Genomic DNA, 24,213 nt, shown 5'->3' with positions numbered 1-24,213 from the left:
GCTTAGGCCGCGGCCTGCCGGAATTCAGGAGTGCGCGACAGCAACGCCAGGGAGAACACACCCCAGTCCTGCGTCTCGTTGCGGAAGGCACGGTCGATGAAATGGGCGTAGCGGCCCTGGGCCAGCTCGCCAGGCTCGACCGCCTGCACCTGTTCGAAGCTGCGCTGGCCGTAGAGCTCGTCGATGGTCAGCGCGACGTCGCCGCCGCTCTGGCGCATGATCAGCACCCGCTGGCCTTCCTGCAGCACCGTGCGCCGGCCCTCCAGGAACTGCTTCAGATCGATCACCGGGAACAGATTGCCGCGCAGGTTGCCCACGCCCAGCAGCCAGGGCTGGGCGCCCGGCACCGGCGTCACCGGCGGCATCGGCACGATTTCCGCCACTTCGCGGAAGTCCGAAACCAGCCGCCGGGTGCCGACGCGATAGCCGACGCCACGCCAGATGTCTGCGGAGAACTGGCGTTCCGGCAGCGGCGTGGCGTGCGCAAGACTACGCCGCTCGTAGTCTTCGAGAATGTCGAATGGAGAGCGCATCAACGCACCAGTTGTTTGATGCGTGCAATCAGATCGTCTTCGCGCGGCGGCTTGACGATGTAATCGCTGGCACCTTGTCGCAAACCCCAGGCCTTGTCGGTTTCCATGCCCTTGGTGCTGACCAGCAGCACGGGGATGTCCTTGGTGGCCTGGTCGCGCGCGAGTGCACGCGTTGCCTGAAAGCCGCTCATGCCGGGCAGCACCACGTCCATCAGCACCAGATCGGGCGCCTGGCTGCGAACCAGCTCAAGTCCCTCTTCGGCGTTGTCGGTGGCGACGACCGTGTGGCCAGCTTTTTCCAGCCATTGACTGAAGACCGCCCGATCGGTGGGCGAGTCCTCGATCAATATAATTCGAGCCATGTTGCCTTTCCCCCTGGTCAGGCGTGGACGTACGTGCGGATCGCGCTCAGTAGTTCTTCACGTGTGAATGGCTTGGTCAGATACTGCTCGGAGCCGACGATGCGGCCGCGTGCCTTGTCGAACAGGCCATCCTTGGACGACAACATGATCACCGGCGTCGACTTGAAGAGCTGGTTGCCCTTGATCAACGCGCAGGTCTGGTACCCATCCAGACGCGGCATCATGATGTCCACAAAGATGATCTGAGGTTGCTGGTCCGCGATCTTGGCCAGTGCCTCGAAACCATCCGTCGCTGTCACTACTTCACACCCTTCGCGCTTCAGCAGCGTTTCGGCGGTGCGGCGAATGGTTTTCGAATCATCGATCACCATCACCTTCAGTCCTGCGAGTTCCCCACCCGCAGCGATGTTTTCACTCATGCAAATATCCCCGGACGCGCAACGCTTCATCCCTTCCGACGTCGCTACGAAACTGCATGTATATCCCAAGACCCGCATCGACTGTCAAGGGCGCGTTGCCGGGGCCCCGCCAGGCGGACGTTCCGACCGCGTCCGGGTGCGTTTCGACCGGCAAGTCGCGCATTCGCAACCGGCCGGACGCGCCATCGCCCGCCGCTTGAAGTTACCATCGGCAGCCTGTTCGAAAGGTTTAGCCCCATGTCGCTCGACGTCGTCGTGGTGATGGATCCCATCGCCTCCATCAAGATCGCCAAAGACACCACCTTCGCCATGCTGCTGGAAGCCCAGCGCCGCGGCCACCGCCTGCATTACGTGCGCCCGGGCGGGCTGAGCCTGCGCGAAGGCCGTGCGGTGGCGCAGGTCGCGCCGCTGAACGTGCGCGACGACAAGAACGACTGGTTCACCCTGGGCGCGTTCGCCGAGCTGGCCTTCGGCCCCGGCCAGGTGGTGCTGATGCGCAAGGACCCGCCGGTGGATGCCGAGTTCGTCTACGACACCCAGGTCCTGAGCGTGGCGCAGCGCGCCGGCGCGCAGATCGTCAACGACCCGCAGGGCCTGCGCGACTACAACGAGAAACTGGCCGCGCTGCTGTTCCCGCAGTGCTGCCCCCCCACCCTGGTCAGCCGCGATGCCGCCGCGCTCAAGGCGTTCGTGCTGGAGCATGGCCAGGCCGTACTCAAGCCGCTGGATGGCATGGGCGGGCGTTCGATCTTCCGCAGCGGCACCGGCGACCCCAACCTCAACGTGATCCTGGAAACGCTGACCGACGGCAACCGCAGGCTGACCCTGGCGCAGCGCTTCATTCCCGACATCAGCGCCGGCGACAAGCGCATCCTGCTGGTGGACGGCGTGCCGGTGGACTATTGCCTGGCGCGCATTCCGCAAGGCGACGAATTCCGCGGCAACCTGGCCGCCGGCGGCCGCGGCGAAGGCCGCCCGCTGTCCGAGCGCGACCGCTGGATCGCCGCCCAGGTGGGGCCGGAAATGCGCCGGCGCGGCATGCGCTTCGTCGGCCTGGACGTGATCGGCGACTACCTGACCGAGGTCAACGTCACCAGCCCGACCTGCGTGCGCGAGCTGGATGCGCAGTTCGGCCTGAACATCGCCGGGCTGCTGTTCGATGCGATCGAGGCCGGCGCCGCGCAATGAGCACGGCCGCGGCCCTGCCTGCAGCGATGGACGAACGCCGGCGGCTGACCACCACGCTGGTGGTCTCGCTGCTGCTGCACGGCGCGCTGATCCTGGGGGTGGGCTTTGCGGTCAGCGAGGACGCCCCGCTGGTTCCGACCCTGGACGTGATCTTCAGCCAGACCAGCACCCCGCTGACGCCCAAGCAGGCCGACTTCCTGGCCCAGGCCAACCAGCAGGGCGGCGGCGACCACGACACCGCCCAGCGCCCGCGCGACAGCCAGCCGGGCGTGGTGCCACAGGAACGCACCGGGCTGGCGCCGCAGGCGCAGCGCGCCACCAGCGTGCAGGCCCCGGCCCCCACCCAGACCCGGGTGGTGAGCAGCCGCCGCGGCGAGCAGTCCATGCCGACGCCGCAACCGAACCCGCAGACCGACCCGCTCACCCCGGCCGATGCGCGACGCATCCAGCGCGATGCCGAGATGGCCCGGCTGGCTGCCGAGGTGCATCTGCGCTCGGAACAATACGCCAAGCGCCCGAACCGCAAGTTCGTCTCGGCCAGTACCCGCGAATATGCATACGCGAACTACCTGCGTGCCTGGGTGGACCGCGCCGAGCGCGTCGGCAACCTGAACTACCCGGACGATGCCCGCCGCCGCCGGCTGGGCGGCAAGGTGGTCATCAGCGTAGGCGTGCGCCGCGACGGCAGCGTGGAAAGCAGCCGCGTGCTGGTTTCCAGCGGGGTTCCGTTGCTTGACGATGCCGCGTTGCGCGTGGTGCAACTGGCGCAGCCGTTTCCGCCCCTGCCCAAGACCAAGGACGATGTGGACATCCTGCAGGTCACGCGCACCTGGCTGTTCCTGCCCGGTGGCGAGCTGCACGACGACCGCTGACACCCGCGGGCGTTCACCGCCCGATGCAAGGCACCACAGCCGAGCGGCACCGGGCTGACAGAACATATAAGCGCAGGATCAGCGCCGCTGCGGCGCACCCTCCTCGTGCCGTGATGCCCCTGGACCGAGCGTGGACCCAGGCCAGCGGCCCTGCGCGGCCTGGTCACCGCCTTGTACGCCTGCACAGCGCCAAGGTGCCATAGCGGCGCGCACGTGCAGCAGCAGGCTGGCAACGACGACCCGCGATTAGCTTGCACATCCACCTAGACCGCGCAACGGCATGGCCGATTGCGTCATTTGCCGCATGCAGCAGATGGCGTGGCAGCTCCGCGGTGACCGGTGTCTCAGGCCACCTGCGCCGCGGCGTGCAACCGGTCGGCCAAGGCCATGATTTCGTCTGCGTCCTGCACGCGTTCGCGCCAGGCGGCGGGAATGCCCTCGACACCGTAGAACGCGCCGGCGAGCTGGCCGCAGATCGCCGCAGTGGTGTCGGCATCGTCGCCGAGGTTGGCCGCGCGCAACACCGCATCGGCGAATGTCTCGGTGGTGGCGAAGCACCACAGCGCGGCCGACAGCGCGTCGACCACGTAGCCGGTGCCGCGAATCCGCGCTGCCGGAACCGCTGCATGGTCGCGCGTGGACAGGGCGCGCACCGCCGGGGAGACCATTCCCTCGCAAGGCGTGCGCAGCACCTGCTCGCGCGTTGCGCCGAGCAGGGCGGTGCGCAGCTGGGCCGCGAACAACCGGCAGGCGTCCAGTGCTTCGGCGGCGGCATGGGTGGTGCGCGAGCTGTCGGCGGCACGGTCGCCCAGTTCGTCGGGACGATGCGCGTAGTACATCGCCACCGGCGCCAGCCGCATCAGCGAGCCGTTGCCGGCCGCGCGCGGGTCTTGGCTACCGCTGAAGGCCGGGCCGCCATCGAGATAGCGCTCCAGCGCCTGGCGCACCGTGTTGCCGATATCGAAACAGCGGCCGGTGCTGCTGAGGTAGCCATGCTGGTACCAGTTGCAATAGCGGTTCATCTGGTCGGCCGCATCGAAGCCTTGCCGGTGCAGCAGGCTGTGCGCCAGGCACAGCGCCATCGAGGTGTCGTCGGTCCACTGCCCTGCACGCAGGGCGAACGGGCCGCCGCCGCGCATGTCGTCGATCGGCGTGAAGCTGCCGGGCGCCTGGAATTCCAGCGTGGTACCCAGCGCATCGCCGACCGCCAGGCCGAGCAGGCAGCCGCGAAACCGCGCGCGTTCGAGATCGCCGTGTGTCATGGCGCGGCGGCGGCGGCCTTCGCTGCGCGTGCGGCCTGTTGCTCGACCAGGGTCAGTGCAACGTTGTCGCGCAGGTACGCTGGCTCCACACGCTCCGGCGCCAGCCCTTCGCCGCGTTGCAGCGCGGGCACGGCGAGCGTGAGCAGATCGGCCGCATGCGGCAAGGCGCTGGCATCGACGCTGCTCAGTTGGGCGGCAAGGCGCTGCTGCAGCAATCCGTCGGCGGCCGCAAATCCGGTTCCCACCCCGGCCAAGCGCTGCGCGGCATCCGGCACGACCACCGCATCGGGCGTGCACACGCGTTCGGGCGCGAGTTCCAGCAGCCCTTCCGCGTTGCGTGCAAATACCCCGGCATAGACCTCGCCCATGCGCGCATCAATGCAGGCCAGCACCTGCCTGGCCTCGGCCGGCGCGCGCAAGGCCAGCACCTGCAGCGTGGAGACCGCCAGCACCGGCAGATCCAGGGCCAGCGCGATGCCCTGCGCGATACCGATCGCCAGCCGCACGCCGGTGAAGGCGCCAGGCCCGCGGCCGACCGCGATCGCATCGAGCTGACGCCGGGTGAGGCCGCCCTCGGCCAGCAGTGCGTCAGCCCAGGGCAAGGCCAGCTCGGCGTGGCGACGCGGCGCCAGTTCGAAGCGCTCGATCACGCGTCCATCCACGTGCAACGCAACGGAGCAGGCTTCGGTGGAGGTTTCGAAGGCGAGGATGTTCATGGGAGAGAGCCGGGACCGGGGACCGGGGACTGGGGAACCGGGGGAGGTGCAGTTTAACTGAGCCGGGACCGGGGACTGGGGACCCGGGAAGGCGTAGTTCAACTGAGCCGGGACCGGGGACCCGGGAAGGTGCAGTTCGACTGACCGATTTGGGGGGCAGAGGTGGAGTTGGGGTGTGCCACCCGGTGCAATTGCACAGAAGCGCGATACGCCACCGCCATGAGCACTCGCCCTGCGCTTACCCGGGTCCCCGGTCCCCGGTCCCCAGTCCCGGCTCTTGAAAAAACGCCTGCACGTCGGCCAGTTCCCGCTTGCAATTGCACAGGAGCACGATACGCCACCGCCATGAGCACTTCGCCCTGCGCTTACCCGGGTTCCCGGTCCCCGGTCCCCAGCCCCGGCTCCCCAAAAAACGCCTGCACGTCGGCCAGTTCCCGCGTGCGTGCGAACGGCGGCAGCGAGGTCATGAAGGTGCGCCCGTAGCTCTTGGTGATCAGCCGCGGATCGCATAGCACCAGCACGCCGCGGTCGGTTTCGCTGCGGATCAGCCGGCCCACACCCTGCTTCAGTGCGATCACGGCCTGCGGCAACTGCTCGTCGCGGAACGGGTTGCCGCCCTCGCGGCGGATCGCATCCAGCCGCGCTTCGAACACCGGGTCGTCGGGCGCGGCGAACGGCAGCTTGTCGATCACCACCACGCTCAGCGCATCGCCGACCACGTCCACGCCCTCGCGGAAACTGGCAGACCCGAGCAGCACGCCATTGCCGGAATCGCGAAAGCGTTGCAGCAGGGTCGCGCGCGGCGCCTCGCCCTGCACGAACAGCGGCCACGGCGCACCGCGTAGCGCGTCGGCGGCCTCGCGCAGCGCGCGGTGCGAGGCGAACAGCAGGAATGCGCGGCCATTGGAGGCCTCCAGCACCGGGGTCAGCGCCGCGATCAGGGCAGTGCCGAAGCCGCGCGCCGCCGGGTCCGGCAGGTTCGGCGGCAGATAGCACAGCGCCTGGCGTGCCCAGTCGAACGGGCTGGGCTGCAGCAAGGTCACCGGGTCGCTCAAGCCCAGCCGCAGCGCGATGTGATCGAACTGCCCGCCCACCGCCAGCGTGGCGGAGGTGAACACCCAGGCCGCCTGTGACTTTTCGCGGTGCTCGCGCAACGGGCCGGACACGTCCAGCGGCGTGCGCTGGCAGCGGAATCCGCGCGGGCTCAGTTCGTACCAGAGCACATCGTTGTCGAGCGTGTCTTCCGGCGGATCCTGCGCGAAATCGGCCACCGGCAGGTCTTCGCCCAGCCAGCGCGACAGCCGATTCAGCGCTTCCTGCGCACGCGCAGTGCAGCCATCAAACCCCGGCGAGGCGGCGCGCAACGGCAGCAAGGCCTCGCCCAGCCGCGCCAGGGCCGACAGCACCGCATCGAAGCCTTCGCGCACCTGCGGCCTGGCCAATGCGCGCCACTGCGTGCCACGCGCCGGCAGCCCTTCCATGCCGGCGCGCAGGCTGCGCAGCGCATCGTCCAGCGCCAGGATCGGCGCCTGCAGGCTGGCCTGCGCACCGGCCACCAGCCGCGCTTCCACCATGCAGTCGCGCGCCAGTTCCTGCCACGGACGCATGCCGAAACTTTCGCCGAAGAAATTGGCCGCCAGCTCCGGCAACTGATGCGCTTCGTCGATGACGAAGGCCTGCGCGCCCGGCAGGATCTCGCCGAAGCCTTCCTGCTTGAGCGCCAGGTCGGCCAGCAGCAGATGGTGATTGACCACCACCAGATCGGCGGCCTGTGCACGCTGGCGTGCCTGCACCACGAAGCACTCGCCATAGAACGGACAGTCAGTGCCCAGGCAGTTGTCGACCGTGGAGGTCACCATCGGCAGCAGCGGCGAATCGTCCGGCAGGGCGTCCAGTTCGGCCATGTCGCCGTACTGGGTGCGCCCGCTCCAGGCCACGATGCGCTGGAACTGGGTGACCTGCTCGGGGGTGGCCAGGCGCGGTTCGCCACGCGCCTGCTGGGTGCGGTACTTGCACAGATAGTTTGCGCGGCCCTTCAGCAACGCGCTGCGCAAGCCCACGCCCAGGGCAGCGCGCACGCGCGGCAGATCGCGATGGAACAGCTGGTCCTGCAACGCGCGCGTGCCGGTGGAGACGATGGTCTTCAAGCCCGACAGCAACGCCGGGACCAGATACGCATAGGTCTTGCCGGTGCCGGTACCGGCCTCGGCCAGCAGCACGTCGCGTTGTTCGAACGCCTCGGCGATAGCCCCGGTCAGGCGCAGCTGCGCAGCGCGCGGCGCGAACGCATCGAGCTGGCGCGCAAGCGCGCCACCCTCGCTGAGCGCCTCGATGCTGGCAGTGGCAAGTTGGGACATGGAATGGAAGGGATGCAGGCTGGAAAGCACGACAGCCTAGCGCGTGTGCAGTGAGGCTGTCTGATCGCAATTGGTTTCTCGCCGGTGCGCGATGCAGCCATCGACGCGATGATCCTGGCGATGGCAAGGCAGCGTCGCGTCACACCCGCTCTTCTGTTCGACAGGCAAGCATGGCCCCGGCGTGCCGCAAGCGACTTCTCGTCCACCGGCACGTCGGGCGCGGCCCCGATGCCCGTGGCGATCGCAGGCTTCGATCGCAGCTTCAAGCGATGCGCTTGGGCGACACGACGGCTGCGCGACTGCGCCGTCGGCAGCGATGCCTTGCGCCGGATGGCACAGGTCGGTGCTGGACAATGGCCCGCTTCCCTTTACCCGCTCCCTTCGCCCCCTGCCCGACTTCACCGGGCGCCACGCACCCGGCGATCGGCTCAATACCGCTTCATGCCCGGCACGGTGCAGCCGGCAATCTGCGCCTTGGCCGAAGCGGCGTTCTCTTTCTCGCCGCGCGCCAGGCGAGACTGTTCGATGGTGGCCCAGTGACGGCGGCACAGCGGGCCGGTCCTGGAACCCAATTCGATCGCGCGCTGGGCGAAGCGTTCGGCGGCCGGCCAGTCGGCCTGCAGCACCGCCACTTCGGCGCGCTCCTGCAGGATCGCCGGGTCGCCGGATACCAGCCCCAACGCCTGATCCAGCACCGCCGCCGCACCGGTCAGATCCCCGGTCTGGCGCTTGCTCTTGGCGGTGTCGCGCAGGTCGTCCACCTGCGGGTCGCGCAGCGGCTGCACCGACAGCTCGGTGTCGTCGGCGCCGGCCTCGCGTTCGATCAGCAGCAAGCGCTGCGTCGGCGTGGTCGGGTCCACCGAGGTCGGTGGCGGCGTGGGCGGCGCGCTGACGCAGGCAGCCAGTGTGGCGCAGGCCGCGGCCAGGACGAGCAGACGGTGCAGTGGGATCATCGAATCGCTCCAATCAGTGTGCAGGGGGCGCCGAAGCGGGCGCCGGCGCGGGTTCTTCGGGCTTCTTTTCCAGGCCGAAGAAGCGCCGCCAGCCGCCGCCGCTGGATTGCTCGGCCGGCGCGGAGGCAGCATCGGCAGGCACGCCATCGATCGACGGCGCATCGCCCGCGCAAGGGACATAGGCGGGCGTGAAGCCGACCACGAACGGGAACTGGCGCGCGCCCGGGCAGCCGGCATCGGTCACGCCGGTCCCGACTGCATCCACCGCTTGCCAGTCCAGCCCCTTGCCGCTGACCTTCAGCGGCGCGCTGGGCAGCCGGGCGAAGATGCTCGACCACACCCGCATCGCGCCGGTGGCGCCGTACAGGCCGGTCTGCTCGTTCTGGTCGTTGCCCATCCAGATCACCGCCAGATGGTCGCCGGTGTAGCCGGCATACCAGCTGTCGCGGCCGTCGTTGGAGGTGCCGGTCTTGCCGGCCGGCGACAACCGCCCCAGACCATCGCCGAGCAACTGCCGCGCGGTTCCATTGCTGACCACCTGCTGCAGGCCGATGCTGATCAGGTTGGCGGCCACCGAATCGCCCTCCTGCGCCGGTGCCGGGGTCTTGTCGTAGCGCTTGAGCAGCTTGCCCTGCGGGTCGAGCACGCCGCGCACCGCATGCAATGGCTGGATCTCGCCGCCGGCCGCCAGGAACTGATACAGCTGCGCCATGCCGTAGGGGCTCTGGTCGGTGGCGCCCAGGATCAGCGACGGGTTCGGGTCGGCCTTGATGCCGGCCAGCACCTGGATCAACTGGGCGATACGGTCGGCGCCGACCTGCATGCCCACGCGCACCGTGGCCTGGTTGTAGGAATGCGCCAGCGCATCCACCAGCCGCACCGTGCCGTGGCTGCGGTTGTCCGAATTGCCCGGCGACCAGGTCTTGCCGCGACCGAGCTGCACCGTCACCGGCGAATCGTCGACCCAGCTGGACAGCGCCCAGCGGTCCGGCGAGGCCAGCGCCAGCATGTAGACGAAGGGCTTGAGCAGCGAGCCCACCGGACGCTGCGCTTCCACCGCGCGATTGAAGCCCGGCTTGGCCACATCGCGGCTACCGACGACCGCCAGCACATCGCCGTTGTGCACGTCGGTGAGCACCAGGCCGGCCTGCAGCGGCGGGCGCTTCTTGTTGTCCAGCCGCTTGATGGTGCCGGTGACGGCGCCTTCGGCATACGCCTGCGCGGATGGCGACATGCCGGTGAGCACGCTCATGCCGGCACCCTGCAGCACGCCTTCGGGATAATCGTGCGCCAGCTGCCGCCGCACCAGATCCACGTACGCCGGGAAGCGATTGGCCGCCACCAGGCCGGGCTCCTGCGGTACGCCCAGCGGCGCGGCGAGTGCGCGCTTGTACTCGGCGGCGTCGATCAACTGGCTCTCGTGCAGCTTGCCCAGCACGAAGTTGCGCCGGTCCAGCGCGCGTTCGGGGTTACGTCGCGGGTCGTAGTACGACGGCCCCTTGACCAGCCCGATCAACAGCGCGATCTGCTCGGTGGTCATCGAATTGAGCTCGCGGCCGAACCAGAGTTCGGCGCCCGAGGACACGCCGTGGATCGCCTGCCCGCCCCGCTGGCCCAGGTAGACCTGGTTGAGATAGGCCTCCAGGATGGTGCGCTTGTCGTAGCGCGCCTCCATGATCACCGCGTAGAGGATTTCGTTGAACTTGCGGGTGAGCGTCTGCTCCTTGCCGATGCCGAGCAGGCCGCTGCGGGCCAGCTGCTGGGTCAGCGTGCTGGCACCCTGGCGCACCTGGCCGCCCGAGCGCAGCATGATCCAGGCCGCACGCACCATGCCGCTCAGGTCGATGCCGTGGTGGCTGTTGAAGTCGCGGTCTTCCACCGCCTGCAGGCCGGTGACCAGCAGCTCGGGCACTTCTTCCATGCGCACCAGGCGGCGCTCTTCCTGCTTCTGCCCGTACAGCGTGGCGATCCGCGCCGGGTCCAGGCGCGCGCTCTTCAACGCCTTGCGGCTGCCGGCATCGCGCAGGCTGGCCACGCGCCCGCCCGACAGCGCAAGCTCGATCCGCCGTGCAGGCACGCGCCCGTCCACATCGATATAGCCCCGGCTGGCGATGAGGAAGCGGCTGCCATCCTGCCGGTAGGTGCCGGCCAGCGTGGCCTGTCCGTCGTCGCGGTAGGAGGCGGCATCCAGCTCGGTCTTGAGGGTGGCCGCATCCAGCGCAGTGCCGGGCGCCAGCACCAGTGGACGCCCGTACACGCGGGTGGGAATCTGCCAGCGCAGTTCGCCGAAGCGCTGGCTGACCTGCTTGTTCAGATACACCGTGTACGGAATCAGGAAACCGAGCGCCAGCGCAAACGCGGCAAATCCCCAGACGATCAGTCTGCGCTGCCAGCGGGAGCCTTGCTCGTCGGTGTCGTCCTGGAAATCGTCGGAATCGTCGTGGTCGTAGCGTCGGGGCACGGGGATGCGAGAATGTAGGGTGCGGCGAGTCTAGCGCAGCGCTGTCATGGTTGCGGTCTGCCCGCCCGTTCCGACTTAAGCGCGGCTAACAATGCTCCGGCGCTGGATGCCGGGCGCAAGGCGGCAGGATCTGGCCGGTACACTGCTGCGCCACCCATCCGCGCCCGGCTGGTCATCGCCACCACGTTCCACTTGCCTTTACGCTGGAGTTCCAACGCAATGTCGATGTCCCTGGCCGATGCGCGCTATCTGTTCAATCGCGTGCTCGGCCTGATCCACCGCTCCGTAGCCAGCATGCGCACGCGTGGGTGGCGCGCCACCTGGCAGCGCATTCGCGTGCATACGCAAGCACCTCCGGTCGCACTGGGCAGCCCGTTGTGGTTGCCCGAAGCAGCGCCGTTTGCCCCGTTCGCGCTGCCGCACAGCGCCACGCCACGCGTGACGGTGGTGATTCCGGTCTACAACCACATTGCCCACACGCTGGCCTGTCTGCGCGCGCTGGCCGCGCATCCGCCACGGCTGGCGATGGAAATCATCGTGGTGGACGATGGCAGCAGCGATGCCACGGCCGTGCAGCTGCCGCAGATTTCCGGCCTGCACTATCACCTGCGTGCCAGCAACGGCGGCTTCATCGCAGCCTGCAACGACGGCATCGCGCTGGCGCGCGGCGATTACGTGGTGTTGCTCAACAACGACACCATCCCCCAGCCCCACTGGCTGGATCGGCTGATCGCCACTTTCGACCAGCATCCGGGCGCCGGCCTGGTCGGCGCCCAACTGGTCTATCCGGATGGGCGGTTGCAGGAATCGGGCGGCGTGGTGTTCGCCGATGGCAGTGCCTGGAGCTATGGCCGCTTCGAATCAGCCGAGGATCCGCGTTACGCCTATGTCCGCGCCATGGATTACTGCTCGGGGGCGGCGATTGCCCTGCCACGTACGCTACTGCAAACGCTGGGCAGGCTGGATCGCCGCTACATGCCCGCCTACTACGAAGACACCGACCTGGCTTTTGCGGTGCGCGCCGCCGGCCGCCAGGTCCTGGTGCAACCGGCCAGCGTGGTGGTGCACGACGAGGGCACCAGCAACGGCACCGACGTCCGCACCGGGGTCAAGGCGTATCAGGTGCGCAACCAGCGGGTGTTCGCCGACAAATGGCAGCCCACCCTGGCCGCGCACTTGCCGGTGGGCACCGTTCCCGGACCGGCGCAGCTGCACCGTGGGCAACGCCAGGTGTTGATCCTGGACGAATGCGTGCCGCAGCCGGACCGCGACTCGGGATCGCTGCGGCAGTTCAACCTGATCCGATTGCTTTGCGAGGAGGGCGCGCATGTGGTGTTCGTGCCAACCCGCCGCGAGCACGCCGGGCGCCACACCCAGGCGCTGCAGCAGTTGGGCGTGGAGGTCTGGTATGCACCGTTTCTGGACGGCATCGGCAGCTGGCTGCGCACCCATGGCCCGCGCTTTGCGGTGGTGCTGCTGGTGCGCCACCACGTCGCGCATGCCTGCCTGCCGCTGTTGAAGCAGTACGCTCCGCAGGCACGCACGCTGTTCGACACCGTCGACCTGCATTACCTGCGCGAGCGACGCGGCGCCGAACTGGCCGGCGACGCCAATCTGCTGCGCAGCGCCGAGCGTACCCGGCTGCGCGAACTGGAGATCATGGCCGCCACCGATGTCACCGTGCTGGTGTCCGCTGCCGAACAGGCGCAGCTGCACGCGGACGCGCCGCAGATCCGCACCGCCCTGCTCTCCAACCTGCACGAGGTGGCCGGCAACGGCCCCAGCTTCGGGCAACGCCGCGACCTGGTCTTCGTCGGCGGCTTTCGTCACCCGCCCAATGTGGATGCGGTGCAGTGGTTCATCAGTGCGATCTTCCCGCAGGTGCGCGCACGCTTGCCCGAGGTGGTGTTCCACTGCATCGGCGCGGATCTGCCCGAGGCATTGAAGCTGCTGGCCGAGGAATGTCCCGGCGTGCAGTTGCATGGTCATGTGCCGGATCTGTTGCCGTTCATGGACAACGTCCGCATCGCGGTGGCGCCGCTGCGCTTCGGTGCCGGCGTCAAGGGCAAGATCAATCTCAGCATGGCACACGGGCAACCGGTGGTCGGCACGACCTGTGCGGTGGAAGGCATGCACCTGCGCGATGGCGAGGATGTGTGCGTGGCCGACGCCGCCGATGCCTTCGCCAGCGCGATCGTACGCCTGTATCAGGATGCAGCGCTGTGGCAGCGCTTAGCCGACAACGGCTTGCGCAACGTGGCCGAGCATTTTTCGCTGGATACGGCACGCGCGACGGTGCGTGCGTTGTTTATTGCGAAGTGAGCAGTGTCGGCCGGGAGACAGATCGCCAGGCTTGACTCGTACCCTCATCCTCCCCCTTCGGGGCACCTTCTCCAGGTGGGCGAAGGATTGCGCGTGGCAGATCGCGTTGTTTCAGAATGCGGGGTCGAGCTACAGGTTCGGCAGGCTCCGATGTCGGCGACACCTGGCAACGACCGCTCAACGCTGCTCGGCCACGGCCTTGACCCGTCGCGTGAATTCGGTCAGTTCCGGCAAGCCAGGGTCCAGCTGGCGCGCCTCGTCCTGCGCTCGACGGGCGAATGCCGCGTCTTCCTGGCCCAGCCGTTCGCTCCCCACTGCTATCCAACGCTGCGCCAGACGGCGACGCGCGCCTGCCAAGGCGTCGGCAGTGGGTGTCAGCGCCTGCCACGCGTCCAGGCATCCGCGCGCCGCACGCAGGCGGTTGTTGCGCAACTCGTCCTCGAAGCAGCGCCGGCTGGCCGGCGCGACGCGCGCAGCGGCCTGCAGCACGCGGGCATCGCGCGGGGCCAGCGCCTGTGCGGCGCGCACGGTGTCGTAGGCGCTGGCGCCCGGCGGGGTCATCCACTGCTCTCGCGCCTCGGCATCGGCCACACGTTGCAGCAGCGCGCGCAACCGGCGTTCGCGTACGCCGCGCGACAAGCCGGTTTCAGGCCCGCGCTGGGCATCGCGCGCGCGCGCGATCGCCTGTTCGGCCTGGGCGATGGAGGCGGCGCCCGGCACCAGCACCCGCGCCTGCTGCAGCGACTGCATGGCCTGGTCGAACTGGAAATCCGCGGCCTGGCGCCCCGCCTGGGCGGCATATTCGCTGGCCACCCGATCCAGCCCGCGCCGCGCACCGGCATCTTCCGGCTCGGCTGCCAGCACTGCCATGAAATCGCGCGCCGCCGGTGCCAGGCGACCACGCCGCAGCAAGGCATCGGCGCGCTGCCGCCGCTGTTCGAGCGCACGGTGGTAATGGCCTTCGGTCGACGGCACGTCGGTGTGGCCGGCGTCGTAGCGCTTGGCCGCCACCAACAGCGCGGCCGCCTCGCCAAGCGCATCGCGTCCCAAGGCGTGGCGTGCCTGCGCCAGTAGATCGGTCAGGGCGTCTTCGCGCCCTTCCAGCGCGTCGGTGCGGTCCGGTGCCAGGCTGAGGACGCGCTGGTACAGCGGCAACGCACTGTCGGGCGTGCCATCCAGGCGGCCCTGGTGCTGGGCGGCGACCGCCTGCGCGACCAGGGCGTCCAAGCCGGCGCGGCGCGCCTGCAGATCGCGCAGACGCAAGGAGACCGGGGCGATCTGCGCCTGCGGCACCTCCAGCGCGGTTGCCAACGCCAACGCACGTTGCGCATCGGCCGCATCGCCGGCCGCGATCGCCGCACGCGCCTGCACCACCGCAGCCGCACCGGTACGCGCCAGCCCGGCGCGGGCCTCGCTGCGGTCGCCATCCAGCGCAAGTGCAGCGGCGAACAGTTCGCGTGCCCCGTTGCCGTCGGCGGCACTGAGCTTGCCGCGCGCCAATGCGGCATTGCCCCGCTGCAGCAGTTGCTGGATCCGGGTGTCCGGCCACAGCCAGTCGGCAAGCGGCTGGCGCAACACGATCACACCCATCAGCAGGCACAGCGACAGCGCCAGCACCACGCGCCAGAGCGCGCGGCTGCGCAACGGCGCCCAGAGGCGGGGCGACCTGGCCCAGCGCGGCAGCGGAAACATGCGGTTGCGTCCATCCTTGGCGCGACCTGACGGGGACGCGTTCACCCCGTCATGGTAGCGGGGTGGCGCGAAGGCGGTGTGGGTTGTTTGGGATTCGGGATTCGGGATTCGGGATTTGGGATTTGGGATTTGGGATTCGTTGAGGCGGGTACGGTGCGAACGGCTGGAGGCGCGTTGGACTCTTTCGGCGAATTTTCAAGGCGCCTGCAGTGCGGCCAGGCGCGGCTGCAGCGTGAGCGGCTGGCCCGGATCGCTGGCAAGCCGGACGGCGCGTGGTGCGGGACGCGCACGCGTCCTAGCAGCATCGGCCGGAGGGGGCATCTTGAGGCAGAACGCGGCGGTCGCGTCGGCCGCTCAGCCCAGCCGCCGCACTTCGCTGACGCCGGGCAAAGCATCCAGCTTGCCCAGCAGCGCCGACAACTGGCCGTAGTCGCTGACCTTCAGCCGCAGGCGCAACTGCGCCCGTCCGGTGTCGCGCACGTTGTCGCTGTTGATCTCCAGCACGTGGGCGTCCTCCTGCGCGATCAGGTTGGTGATGTCCTTGAGCAGCCAGCGCCGGTCCACTGCACGCACCTGCACATCCACCTCGTAGCCGCTGCCTGCCTTGCCCCACTCCACCGGCAAGACGCGTTGCGGGTGGGCGGCCGCCAGGCGCGCCAGCGCCACGCAGTCGGTACGGTGCACGGTCACGCCGCGGCCGCGGGTGAGGTAGCCGGCGATCGGTTCGCCGGCCACCGGCTGGCAGCACCGCGCCAGCTGCACCAGCAGGTTGCCCACGCCCTGCACGGTGAACTTGGACTTGCCCAACCCATCGCGGCGCGCGGTCGGACGCGGCGGCGCAGGCGCCGCCGGCTGCGACGCCGCGCGCTCGGCTTCCAGCAGCGCACGGCTGACCTGGTTGGGTCCGGTGTCGCCCAGCGCCACCTGGATGTACAGCTCGTCCACGCTGTCGGCATGGAACTTGCGCGTGGCCACGCCCAGATCTGCGTGCTGCAGGCCCAGGCGTTTGAGTTCACGGTCGAGCAGATCCTTGCCCGCCTGCACGTTGCGTGCGCGATCGAGCTTGTGGAACCAGGCGCGCACCTTGTCGCGCGAGCGCCCGCTGGCCAGGAATCCATTGGCCGCCAGCAACCAGTCGCGGCGCGGATCCGCTTCCTTGGCCGTCATGATCTCAACGCGGTCGCCGCTGCGCAGCCGGTAGGTCAGCGGCACGATGCGATCGTTGACACGCGCGCCGCGGCAGCGATGCCCCACCATGGTGTGCACGTGGTACGCAAAATCCAGCGGGGTGGCGCCCTGCGGCAGATCGATGACCTCGCCCTTGGGGGTCAGCGCATACACCCGATCCTCGATCAGCTCGGCATCCAGCGCACCGGCCAGTTCGCCATGGTCGCCCTCCTGCACCTGTTCCAGCAGCTGGCGCATCCACAGGATCTTGCGGTCGAAGGCCTTTTCGGCGCCCTTGCCGCCTTCCTTGTACTTCCAGTGCGCGGCCACGCCGAGCTCGGCCTGGGCGTGCATCTCGAAGGTGCGGATCTGGATTTCGATGGTGCGCCCTTCCGGGCCGACCACGGCGGTGTGCAGCGAGCGATAGTCGTTGGCCTTGGGCCGGGCGATGTAATCGTCAAACTCGCTGGGCACCGGCGTCCACAGCGAATGCACCGCCCCTAACGCCGCATAGCAGGCGGCCACGTCATCGACCATCACCCGCACCGCGCGCACGTCGTACAGCTGGTCGAACGACAGCCGCTTCTTCTGCATCTTCCGCCAGATGCTGTAGATATGCTTCGGCCGTCCGCTCACCTCCGCGCGCAGTCCCTGCTCGGCCAGCGCGCCGGACAGGGTGCGCTTGACCGCCTCGATATAGCGTTCGCGGGCGATGCGGGTCTCGTCCACTTCGCGGGCGATGCGGCGATAGGTCTCCGGCTCCAGATGCCGGAACGCCAGATCTTCCAGCTCCCACTTCACCTGCCAGATACCCAGGCGGTTGGCCAGCGGCGCGTGGATGTCGCGGGTGAGCTGGGCCAGCGCGCGGCGCTGGTCTTCGCTGAGGCGGTCGGCCACGCGCATGCGCGCCAGCTGCCGTGCCAGCAGGATCGGCACCACGCGCAGGTCGTGGATGATGGACAGCAGCAGGCGGCGCAGCCCCTCGCTGTTGCGTCCGGCCTCGCGCCCGGCATGCAGCGCCCAGACCTGATCGGCCGCATCCAGTCCGTCGAGCAGCCCCTCCACTGCCACGCGGCGTTCGGCGGGCTGCCAGGGCAGGCCGGCCAGCGCACCGCGCAATGTCGGTAGGTCGAACAGCAATGCCGCGATCAACGTGGCCTCGTCGGCGGCCAGCAGCGCCAGTGCATCCAGCGTATCGCCGAGCAGCGACCAGGCCACGCTGTCGGCTGGCGCAGGCGGTGCGTCCTGCCAGGCGCGCGCCAGCGCTTCGCCCAATGCCGGAGCAACCGATGCCAGCGCGGGGCGCTGCAGCACTGCCTGCAGGCGATCGAATGAGGAACTGGTCACAGCGGTGGACACGGCGGCAGGCGATAACTGGGATCTGGCAGCTACGGTAACGTGCGCATCACCATCTCCACAACGCGCAATTTCCAGCCTGGCGGTGGCAGCTCATCGGGGCGCACTTAGGGTCGGTTCACCCGGCAAGGGCTTGATTCGTAACCGCTGCGCGCCATGACGTGTGCGATAGCGCACACGCAGCGCTGCATCGCATCGACTTTTTACGCGCTCTTTACAACTCGGCCAAACCGCCTGCCTATGCTCCTTGCACGTCATCGCCGCCTTGCGCAGCGACGGCGTTTTTCCACCCACAGCGAGGTAGCCGATGAAGACCTGGAAGAAGCCTGTCGTCCGTGAAGTGAATTGTGGCGCCGAAATCAACTGCTACGTCTCCGGCGAGTTTTGATCCGGCCGTTTCTTAGCTCACCTGCCGCCCTTCCCATCGATGCGTGACCGGCCGCGGCCGGCAGATTAGGTAATAGCTCTCCATGCGCATCATTGTCTTGGGATCGGCGGCCGGCGGTGGGCACCCGCAGTGGAATTGCCATACCCCCGCAAGCCAGCGGGCCTGGCAACAAGCAGACGGTGCCCAACGTCGTACCCAGGCCAGCATCGCCGTCAGCGCAGACGGTCAGCGCTGGGTATTGATCAACGCCTCACCCGATTTCCGGCAACAACTTCTCGCCACGCCTGCGCTCTGGCCGCAGCACGGGCTGCGGCATTCACCGATCGAGGCAGTGCTGCTGACCAGCGGCGAGATCGACCATATCGCCGGGCTGCTGTCGATGCGCGAGAGCCAGGCGTTCTCGTTGCATGCCAGCAGCCGCGTACTCGACCTGCTGGCACAGAACCCGATCTTCGACGCCCTCAACCCGCACTACGTGTCGCGCCAGCCGTTTGCGCTGGATACGCCCCTGTCGCTGCTGGGCCTGCAATTGACCCCGTTTTCGGTGCCCGGCAAGGTCCCGCTGTTCATGGAATCGCGCAGCGGCGGCGACCTGGCCGGTTCCAACGAGGAGACCCTGGGCCTGACCATCGACGATGGCCGCCACCGCGTGCACTACATCCCCGGCTGCGCGGCCATGACCGACGCACTGCGCGAGCGCCTGCGAGGCGCCGAGCTGGTGTTCTTCGACGGCACGCTGTGGCGCGACGATGAAATGGTGCAACTGGGCGTCAGCCAGAAAACCGGCCAGCGCATGGGCCATCTGAGCATCGATGGACCGGAAGGCACCATGGCGGCGTTCGCACCGCTCGGTGTGGCGCGCAAGATCTTCATCCACATCAACACCACCAATCCCGTGCTCGATATCCATTCGCCCGAATACGCCAGCGCGCGCGCCAACGGCTGGGATGTTGCGCACGACGGCCTGGAGATCACCCTGTGACCGCCCTGCTCACCCCGGACCAACTGGAAGCGGAGCTGCGCGCCATCGGCGCACGCCTGTATCACGACCAGCACCCGTTTCATGCGCTGCTGCACGATGGCAAGCTCGAACGCGGCCAGGTGCAGGCCTGGGCGCTCAACCGCTTCGAATACCAACGCTGCATTCCCTTGAAGGACGCGGCGATCCTGGCGCGCATGGAAGATCCCGCGCTGCGGCGCATCTGGCGCCAGCGCATCCTCGATCACGACGGCAACAGCGCCTCCGACGGCGGCATCGCACGCTGGCTGCACCTGACCGACGCACTGGGCCTGGACCGCCACCTGGTCGAATCCGGACGCGCCCTGCTGCCGGGCACGCGCTTCGCGGTGCAGGCGTATCTGCAGTTCGTGCGCGAGAAGAGCCTGCTCGAAGCGATTGCCTCCTCGCTAACCGAGTTGTTCGCCCCCAACATCATCGGCCAGCGCGTGGCCGGCATGCTGAAGCATTACGACTTCGTCTCGCCCGAGGCGCTGGCCTACTTCGAGCATCGCCTGACCGAGGCGCCGCGCGATTCGGATTTCGCGCTGGAGTACGTCAAGCAACATGCCGACACCGCAGAGAAGCAGGAACTGGTCAAGGCTGCGCTGCACTTCAAGTGCTCGGTGCTGTGGGCGCAGCTGGATGCCTTGCACGTGGCCTATGTCGCGCCGGGGATCGTCTGGCCGGATGCCTTCGTACCCGACCGCGCAGCCAGCCGGGTTGCGGCATGAGCAGCATCGGCCGCGACAGCCAGCCGGCCCTGCGCGCAGGCGTGCGCCTGCAGCACGACCGTGCACGCGACCAATGGGTGCTGCTCGCACCCGAGCGCGTGGTCGAACTGGACGAGATCGCCGTGGTGGTGGCGCAACGTTTCGACGGCGCGCGCTCGCTGGCGCAGATTGCGCTGGAGCTGGCGGCAGAATTCGACGCCGATCCTGCGCAGATCGAAGCCGATGTGATCGAACTCACCGGCACCCTGCACCAAAAGCGTTTGTTGAAGCTATGAGCAGTGCCGTGCCGCCACCGCCGCTGTCCGTGTTGCTGGAGCTGACCCACCGCTGCCCGTTGGCGTGCCCGTACTGCTCCAACCCGATTGCGCTGGCGGCACTGCGCGAAGAGATGGATACCAGTGGTTGGCGTTCGCTGTTGCAGCAGGCCGCTGACATGGGCGTGCTGCAGGCGCACTTCTCCGGTGGCGAGCCGATGCTGCGCAAGGACCTGCCCGAGCTGGTGGCGCATGCGCGCGCGCTTGGTCTTTACAGCAACCTGATCACCTCCGGCGTGGCCGGCGGCGAGCCGATGCTGGACCAGTTGCAGGCCGCCGGGCTGGAGCATGTGCAGTTGAGCGTGCAGGACGTGGACCCGGCCGGTGCCGATCGCATTGCCGGGTATCGCAACAGCCTGTCCAAGAAGCGCGAATTCGCCGCCGCCGTGCGCGCGCGCGGCCTGCCGCTGACGCTCAACGCGGTGCTGCACCGGCACAACGCCGAACGGGTGCCGCAGATGATTGCGCTGGCGCTGGAATGGCAGGCCGAACGCATCGAAGTGGCCCACACCCAGTACTACGGCTGGGGGCTGCGCAACCGTGCTGCACTGATGCCCAGCCGCGAACAATTGATGGGCACTATTGCCGCGGTAGAAACTGCACGCCGCGAGCTTGGCGACCGCCTGGCGATCGACTTCGTCACCCCCGACTACTACGCACGCCAGCCCAAGCCCTGCATGGGCGGCTGGGGCCAGCGCTTCGTCAATATCTCTCCGCGCGGCGACGTGCTGCCCTGCCATGCCGCCGAAACCATCGAAGGCATGCGCTTCGACAATCTGCGCGATCGCACGCTGGAGCAGATCTGGAACCACGGCGAGGCATTCGTACGTTTTCGCGGCACCGCGTGGATGCCCGAGGTGTGCCAGGGCTGCCCCAAACGCGAGATCGACTGGGGCGGCTGTCGCTGCCAGGCGCTGGCGCTCAGCGGCGATGCCGCCACGCTGGATCCGGTGTGCGAGCGCTCGCCCGCGCACGCACAGGTGCGCGCCACGGCCGAGCGCGAAGCTGCGGCAGTGGCACCGGAATTCGTCTACCGCCGGCCGGCACGTGCCGAACGCCAGCCTTCCACGGCCGACGTCGCGCCGGACTAGGCGCCACTCAATCACGCCCGCGCGTTGCCAGGGCATACCGATTCCTGCGCGGCAGACAGCGACCTGGTCATCCCCCGGCTCGGCATGGTCATTCTGTTGCCCGCTCGCCATGCCCAGCTCATCGAGCGGCTGCACTGGGCAGGACCCGGCAGACGCCAGAGATTCTGCGAGCCAACGGCAACCCGCAACCGCCTGCCCGCCCAGCGTCTACACTAGCGGCTTCTTACTGACGGATGGCTCCCATGTCGCTCGCGCGCCGCATTCCACTGCTGGTCTGCCTGACCCTTGCATTGACCGCCACGCCGGCGCTGGCCCAGCGTGCCGTGCAGGGCGACCTGCAGTCACAGATGAGCGCCGAGCAGTTCAAGGCCGCCGGTCTGGACAAGCTCACCACCAGCGAGCTGGCCTCGCTCAACGACTGGTTGCAGGGCAAGGTCGCCAAGGAGGCGGCGGTGGTGGTCGAACAGGCCAAGGAAGCCGGCCGCCAGGAGATTATCGTCAAGAACCGCGGCTTCTTCGATTTCGGCAGCAAGGAGCCGATCGAAAGCACGCTCGTGGGCGAGTTCAAGGGCTTCTCCAAGGGCCGTATCTACACCCTGGCCAACGGGCAGGAGTGGGAACAGACCGATGCGGCCAGCCTGTCGGGCGTGCGCAAGGACGCCCCGAAGGTGAAGATCAAACCCGGCCTGGTCGGTGTCTGGTATCTGCAGATCGATGGCTATAACACCCCGGCCAAGGTGCGGCGGATCAAGTAAGCGTTGCCGACGAGACTACTACGCGGATCGGCATGTACCGCTCGTACACTCCGGCCCCGCGCGCCGTCCGTGCCCATCCGGCGACTGCCCGTCATCGTGTGTTGGCCGCTCTACGCCGCACGGTGACGCTGCGGCCTGCCCACCAGGCAGCCGGCGCGGCACACCCGCGCAACCACAGCGGGCGCGGCCAGATCCGCCGTCGCCACCGCGACATGTGCGCCGGTCGTGCCGGCCTGCGCTATCGTCCGACAGAGCAAGCTCGCCGGCAGGCAGCATCATCTGCAGGTACGCACACCAGGTACGCATACCGGATGCGCCACCGTGGTCGCATTCTGTGGAGTTGATCGATAGCGGCTTCGCTTGGGCCGCTACCCTGCGCCCTTGAGACACCGCCGCACGCACGCGTCTGCCAGACTTCGGCGCAGCCGTCTGTCGTCCTGCCGCACACGCCAGATGGACGCCTGCTCGCTGACCATCGCAGCGCACCGCGCTGCATCCGGAGAATGCCGATGCCCTTGTCGACACGTTGTGCCCTCACGCTGCTGCTGTTCACCACCGGGTCGGCACTGGCCGACACCGCCGCCGAGCAATGCACGCGACCGGAGGTCGGCTTCGACCAGGCGCTGGTCTGCTATCACGACGCGGTGGAGCGGCAACCGCTGGTCTATACCCGGGTCGCCACCAGCACGGTGAACGGTGTGGAGCGGCGCGACTATGTGTTGACCTCGCAGACCTGGTCGCCCGAATCGCTGGTCACCCCGGCCGTGTGGCAGCACGATGTGGCGATCTACGTCCCCGCCGATGCGCTGCCCACCCGCGCCGTGCTGCTGTCCACCAATGGCATCCGCAATGCGGCTGCGGGCAGTGCGGCGCAACCGGCCAGCGAACTGACGCCCGAAGCGCTGGCGGCACTTGCGCAACGCAGCCGCACCGTGGTGATCGCGCTGAGCGACATTCCCAACCAGGCGCTGAGCTATCGCGGTGACGATGCGCCGCGCCGAGAGGATGACAGCGTTGCCTATACCTGGTCGCAATTCCTGAAAGCGCCGCCGCAGCGCAAGACCCTGCTGCTGCACGTGCCGATGGCCGCGGCGATTGCACGCACCATGTCGCTGGCCGAGCGCGAGCTGGCGCCGCTGAAGATCCATCGTTTCATCCTGGCCGGTGCCTCCAAGCGCGGTTGGGCGAGCTGGCATGCCACCATCGCCGACCAGCGCGTGGAGGCGGTGGCGCCGTTCGTGATCGACATCCTCAACATGCCGGCCGTGCTCGATCATATGTACCGGACCTACGGCGGCAATTGGCCGATCGCCTTCAACGCCTACGCCAAACAGGGAATCACCACCCAGCTGCAGACGCCGCAATTCGCGCAATTGGTGCAGATGCAGGATCCGCTCAGCTACCTGCGTACGCCGTATCGCAAGCGTCTGTCGGTGCCCAAGTACATCGTCAATGCCAGCGGCGACGATTTCTTCCTGCCGGATAACACGCGCTTCTTTTACGACGCATTGCCGGGCAGCAAAGCCTTGCGCATGGTTCCCAACAGTGGGCATAAGGGCATCCGCGCATCGGTGGTCGACAGCCTGGTGCCTTTTGTCACCCGGTTACAGCAGCAGCGCGCGCTCCCGCAGCTCAGCGATACGCTGCAGGCGGGAACGGCGCCGCGGATCCGCCTGCGCTTGTCCGAGCGCCCTACCCAACTGCGGCTCTGGAGTGCCAGCAATCCCCAGGCGCGCGATTTCCGCCATGCCTGCGGCATCCGCTACAACGCGACCCCGCTGCCGTTGCCGCGCGGCGGCAAGGTGGCGGTGCCCGTCCAGGTTCCGGCAGCTGGCTGGAGCGCGTACTTCGTCGAAGCCACCTATGCCGATGGCTTCGTCGCCACCAGCCAGACCTATGTACTCGGTCGGCAGCAATACCCCACCCAGGCACCGCCGACCGACAACGCCGCCTGCAGCACGCTGCCGGGCGCTGCGAGCAATGCAGCGCGCTGAAGAGCTGGCCGCCTGCACCCGCGCTGCGCCGACCGAAGCGATGTGCCTTGCGGTGAGCGGTCGCGGTCGCGGCCCGAGCCGGCATGGCGTACCCATCTGTTCTGCGTCGGGCACCACCGCTGGCATGGATGGTCGCGGTGCTGGCCAGCGCCGCCGGCGCCGCCTCTGGGCCCGCGGATTTCGCATCCGTGCCAACTGCCTGACTCGCCGATGCGTACCGCCACGCCATGGGAACTCACCAACTCGGCGATGTTGACCAGCCTGCGCAACGAAGTCCGCA

General features: G+C 68.4%; 20 protein-coding genes and 1 other RNA gene. 11 read left to right on the top strand and 10 right to left on the bottom strand.

Features of this window, described 5'->3' with window-relative positions; translation table 11 throughout:
* Window positions 1-2: 2 nt before the first annotated feature.
* Genes XcodCFBP4690_RS01050 through pilG form a run of 3 tightly spaced genes read right to left on the bottom strand, consistent with a single transcriptional unit; the run spans window position 3 to window position 1,314 of the window.
* On the bottom strand, window positions 3-533 hold the full coding sequence (locus tag XcodCFBP4690_RS01050; protein ID WP_003482487.1) for a chemotaxis protein CheW: 531 nt from the start codon (window positions 531-533) through the stop codon (window positions 3-5).
* The gene (locus XcodCFBP4690_RS01045) at window positions 533-895 is read right to left on the bottom strand and encodes a response regulator (protein ID WP_029220782.1); all 363 of its coding nucleotides are present in this window, start codon (window positions 893-895) and stop codon (window positions 533-535) included. The genes XcodCFBP4690_RS01050 and XcodCFBP4690_RS01045 overlap by 1 nt, the downstream gene beginning before the upstream one ends.
* Window positions 896-912: 17 nt before the next feature.
* Window positions 913-1,314, bottom strand: a complete 402-nt coding sequence (gene pilG, locus XcodCFBP4690_RS01040; RefSeq protein WP_005913706.1) for a twitching motility response regulator PilG — start codon at window positions 1,312-1,314, stop codon at window positions 913-915.
* A 237-nt stretch (window positions 1,315-1,551) separates the two neighbouring features.
* Between pilG and gshB the strand changes: the two genes are divergently transcribed.
* Window positions 1,552-2,502: a glutathione synthase gene (gshB, locus tag XcodCFBP4690_RS01035; protein WP_104539204.1), complete on the top strand. Its 951-nt coding sequence runs from the start codon at window positions 1,552-1,554 to the stop codon at window positions 2,500-2,502.
* Window positions 2,499-3,374, top strand: coding sequence for a cell envelope integrity protein TolA (gene tolA / locus XcodCFBP4690_RS01030; protein WP_104539203.1), 876 nt, complete (start codon window positions 2,499-2,501; stop codon window positions 3,372-3,374). The genes gshB and tolA overlap by 4 nt, the downstream gene beginning before the upstream one ends.
* A 344-nt stretch (window positions 3,375-3,718) precedes the next feature.
* Here tolA and XcodCFBP4690_RS01025 read toward each other — a convergent pair whose 3' ends face one another.
* The 5 genes from XcodCFBP4690_RS01025 to mrcB form a co-directional block, all read right to left on the bottom strand.
* On the bottom strand, window positions 3,719-4,636 hold the full coding sequence (locus XcodCFBP4690_RS01025) for an ADP-ribosylglycohydrolase family protein (protein ID WP_104539202.1): 918 nt from the start codon (window positions 4,634-4,636) through the stop codon (window positions 3,719-3,721).
* Window positions 4,633-5,352: a tRNA (adenosine(37)-N6)-threonylcarbamoyltransferase complex dimerization subunit type 1 TsaB gene (gene tsaB / locus XcodCFBP4690_RS01020; RefSeq protein WP_104539201.1), complete on the bottom strand. Its 720-nt coding sequence runs from the start codon at window positions 5,350-5,352 to the stop codon at window positions 4,633-4,635. Before tsaB ends, XcodCFBP4690_RS01025 begins: the two co-directional genes overlap by 4 nt.
* 365 nt (window positions 5,353-5,717) lie before the next feature.
* Window positions 5,718-7,709 (bottom strand): DNA repair helicase YoaA, encoded by a 1,992-nt coding sequence (yoaA, locus tag XcodCFBP4690_RS01015; RefSeq protein ID WP_104539200.1) that lies wholly within the window; start codon window positions 7,707-7,709, stop codon window positions 5,718-5,720.
* Window positions 7,710-8,137: 428 nt separating this feature from the next.
* Window positions 8,138-8,662 (bottom strand): tetratricopeptide repeat protein, encoded by a 525-nt coding sequence (locus tag XcodCFBP4690_RS01010; RefSeq protein ID WP_104539199.1) that lies wholly within the window; start codon window positions 8,660-8,662, stop codon window positions 8,138-8,140.
* Between the two features lie 13 nt (window positions 8,663-8,675).
* The gene (gene mrcB, locus XcodCFBP4690_RS01005; protein ID WP_104539198.1) at window positions 8,676-11,123 is read right to left on the bottom strand and encodes a penicillin-binding protein 1B; all 2,448 of its coding nucleotides are present in this window, start codon (window positions 11,121-11,123) and stop codon (window positions 8,676-8,678) included.
* Window positions 11,124-11,342: 219 nt separating this feature from the next.
* On the opposite strand from mrcB, the gene XcodCFBP4690_RS01000 reads away from it, so the two are divergent.
* A complete protein-coding gene (locus XcodCFBP4690_RS01000; protein WP_146091799.1) occupies window positions 11,343-13,445 on the top strand; it encodes a glycosyltransferase in 2,103 nt (700 codons plus the stop codon).
* A gap of 177 nt (window positions 13,446-13,622) precedes the next feature.
* Here the strand turns inward: XcodCFBP4690_RS01000 and XcodCFBP4690_RS22635 are convergent, their stop codons facing one another.
* A complete protein-coding gene (locus XcodCFBP4690_RS22635) occupies window positions 13,623-15,137 on the bottom strand; it encodes a hypothetical protein (RefSeq protein ID WP_167394409.1) in 1,515 nt (504 codons plus the stop codon).
* 354 nt (window positions 15,138-15,491) lie between these two features.
* Entirely contained in the window at window positions 15,492-17,732 is a 2,241-nt protein-coding gene (locus XcodCFBP4690_RS00990; protein ID WP_410049631.1) for a RelA/SpoT family protein, read from the bottom strand.
* Window positions 17,733-17,967: 235 nt separating this feature from the next.
* Between XcodCFBP4690_RS00990 and pqqA the strand changes: the two genes are divergently transcribed.
* The 8 genes from pqqA to XcodCFBP4690_RS00950 all read left to right on the top strand — a co-directional run bounded on the left by pqqA (window position 17,968) and on the right by XcodCFBP4690_RS00950 (window position 23,933).
* A complete protein-coding gene (gene pqqA / locus XcodCFBP4690_RS00985; RefSeq protein WP_002812057.1) occupies window positions 17,968-18,048 on the top strand; it encodes a pyrroloquinoline quinone precursor peptide PqqA in 81 nt (26 codons plus the stop codon).
* An 82-nt stretch (window positions 18,049-18,130) separates the two neighbouring features.
* Window positions 18,131-19,030 carry a pyrroloquinoline quinone biosynthesis protein PqqB gene (gene pqqB, locus XcodCFBP4690_RS00980; protein ID WP_104539196.1) on the top strand — a complete coding sequence of 300 codons (900 nt, stop codon included), beginning with the start codon at window positions 18,131-18,133 and terminating at the stop codon, window positions 19,028-19,030.
* Complete coding sequence (gene pqqC / locus XcodCFBP4690_RS00975) at window positions 19,027-19,779, top strand: pyrroloquinoline-quinone synthase PqqC (RefSeq protein WP_104539195.1); 753 nt, start codon at window positions 19,027-19,029, stop codon at window positions 19,777-19,779. Before pqqB ends, pqqC begins: the two co-directional genes overlap by 4 nt.
* The gene (gene pqqD / locus XcodCFBP4690_RS00970) at window positions 19,776-20,054 is read left to right on the top strand and encodes a pyrroloquinoline quinone biosynthesis peptide chaperone PqqD (RefSeq protein ID WP_104539194.1); all 279 of its coding nucleotides are present in this window, start codon (window positions 19,776-19,778) and stop codon (window positions 20,052-20,054) included. The genes pqqC and pqqD overlap by 4 nt, the downstream gene beginning before the upstream one ends.
* Complete coding sequence (gene pqqE / locus XcodCFBP4690_RS00965) at window positions 20,051-21,184, top strand: pyrroloquinoline quinone biosynthesis protein PqqE (protein WP_104539193.1); 1,134 nt, start codon at window positions 20,051-20,053, stop codon at window positions 21,182-21,184. The genes pqqD and pqqE overlap by 4 nt, the downstream gene beginning before the upstream one ends.
* Window positions 21,185-21,426: 242 nt before the next feature.
* Window positions 21,427-21,939 (top strand): hypothetical protein, encoded by a 513-nt coding sequence (locus XcodCFBP4690_RS00960; protein WP_104539192.1) that lies wholly within the window; start codon window positions 21,427-21,429, stop codon window positions 21,937-21,939.
* Between the two features lie 32 nt (window positions 21,940-21,971).
* A non-coding RNA gene (locus tag XcodCFBP4690_RS00955) (sX9 sRNA) lies at window positions 21,972-22,046 on the top strand.
* Window positions 22,047-22,448: 402 nt separating this feature from the next.
* The gene (locus XcodCFBP4690_RS00950; protein ID WP_104539287.1) at window positions 22,449-23,933 is read left to right on the top strand and encodes a PhoPQ-activated pathogenicity-related family protein; all 1,485 of its coding nucleotides are present in this window, start codon (window positions 22,449-22,451) and stop codon (window positions 23,931-23,933) included.
* The last annotated feature ends 280 nt before the right edge of the window (window positions 23,934-24,213 follow it).

This window comes from Xanthomonas codiaei (assembly GCF_002939785.1).
Classification (GTDB): Bacteria; Pseudomonadota; Gammaproteobacteria; order Xanthomonadales; family Xanthomonadaceae; genus Xanthomonas; species Xanthomonas codiaei.
This window is presented reverse-complemented; position numbering and strand designations above follow the sequence as displayed.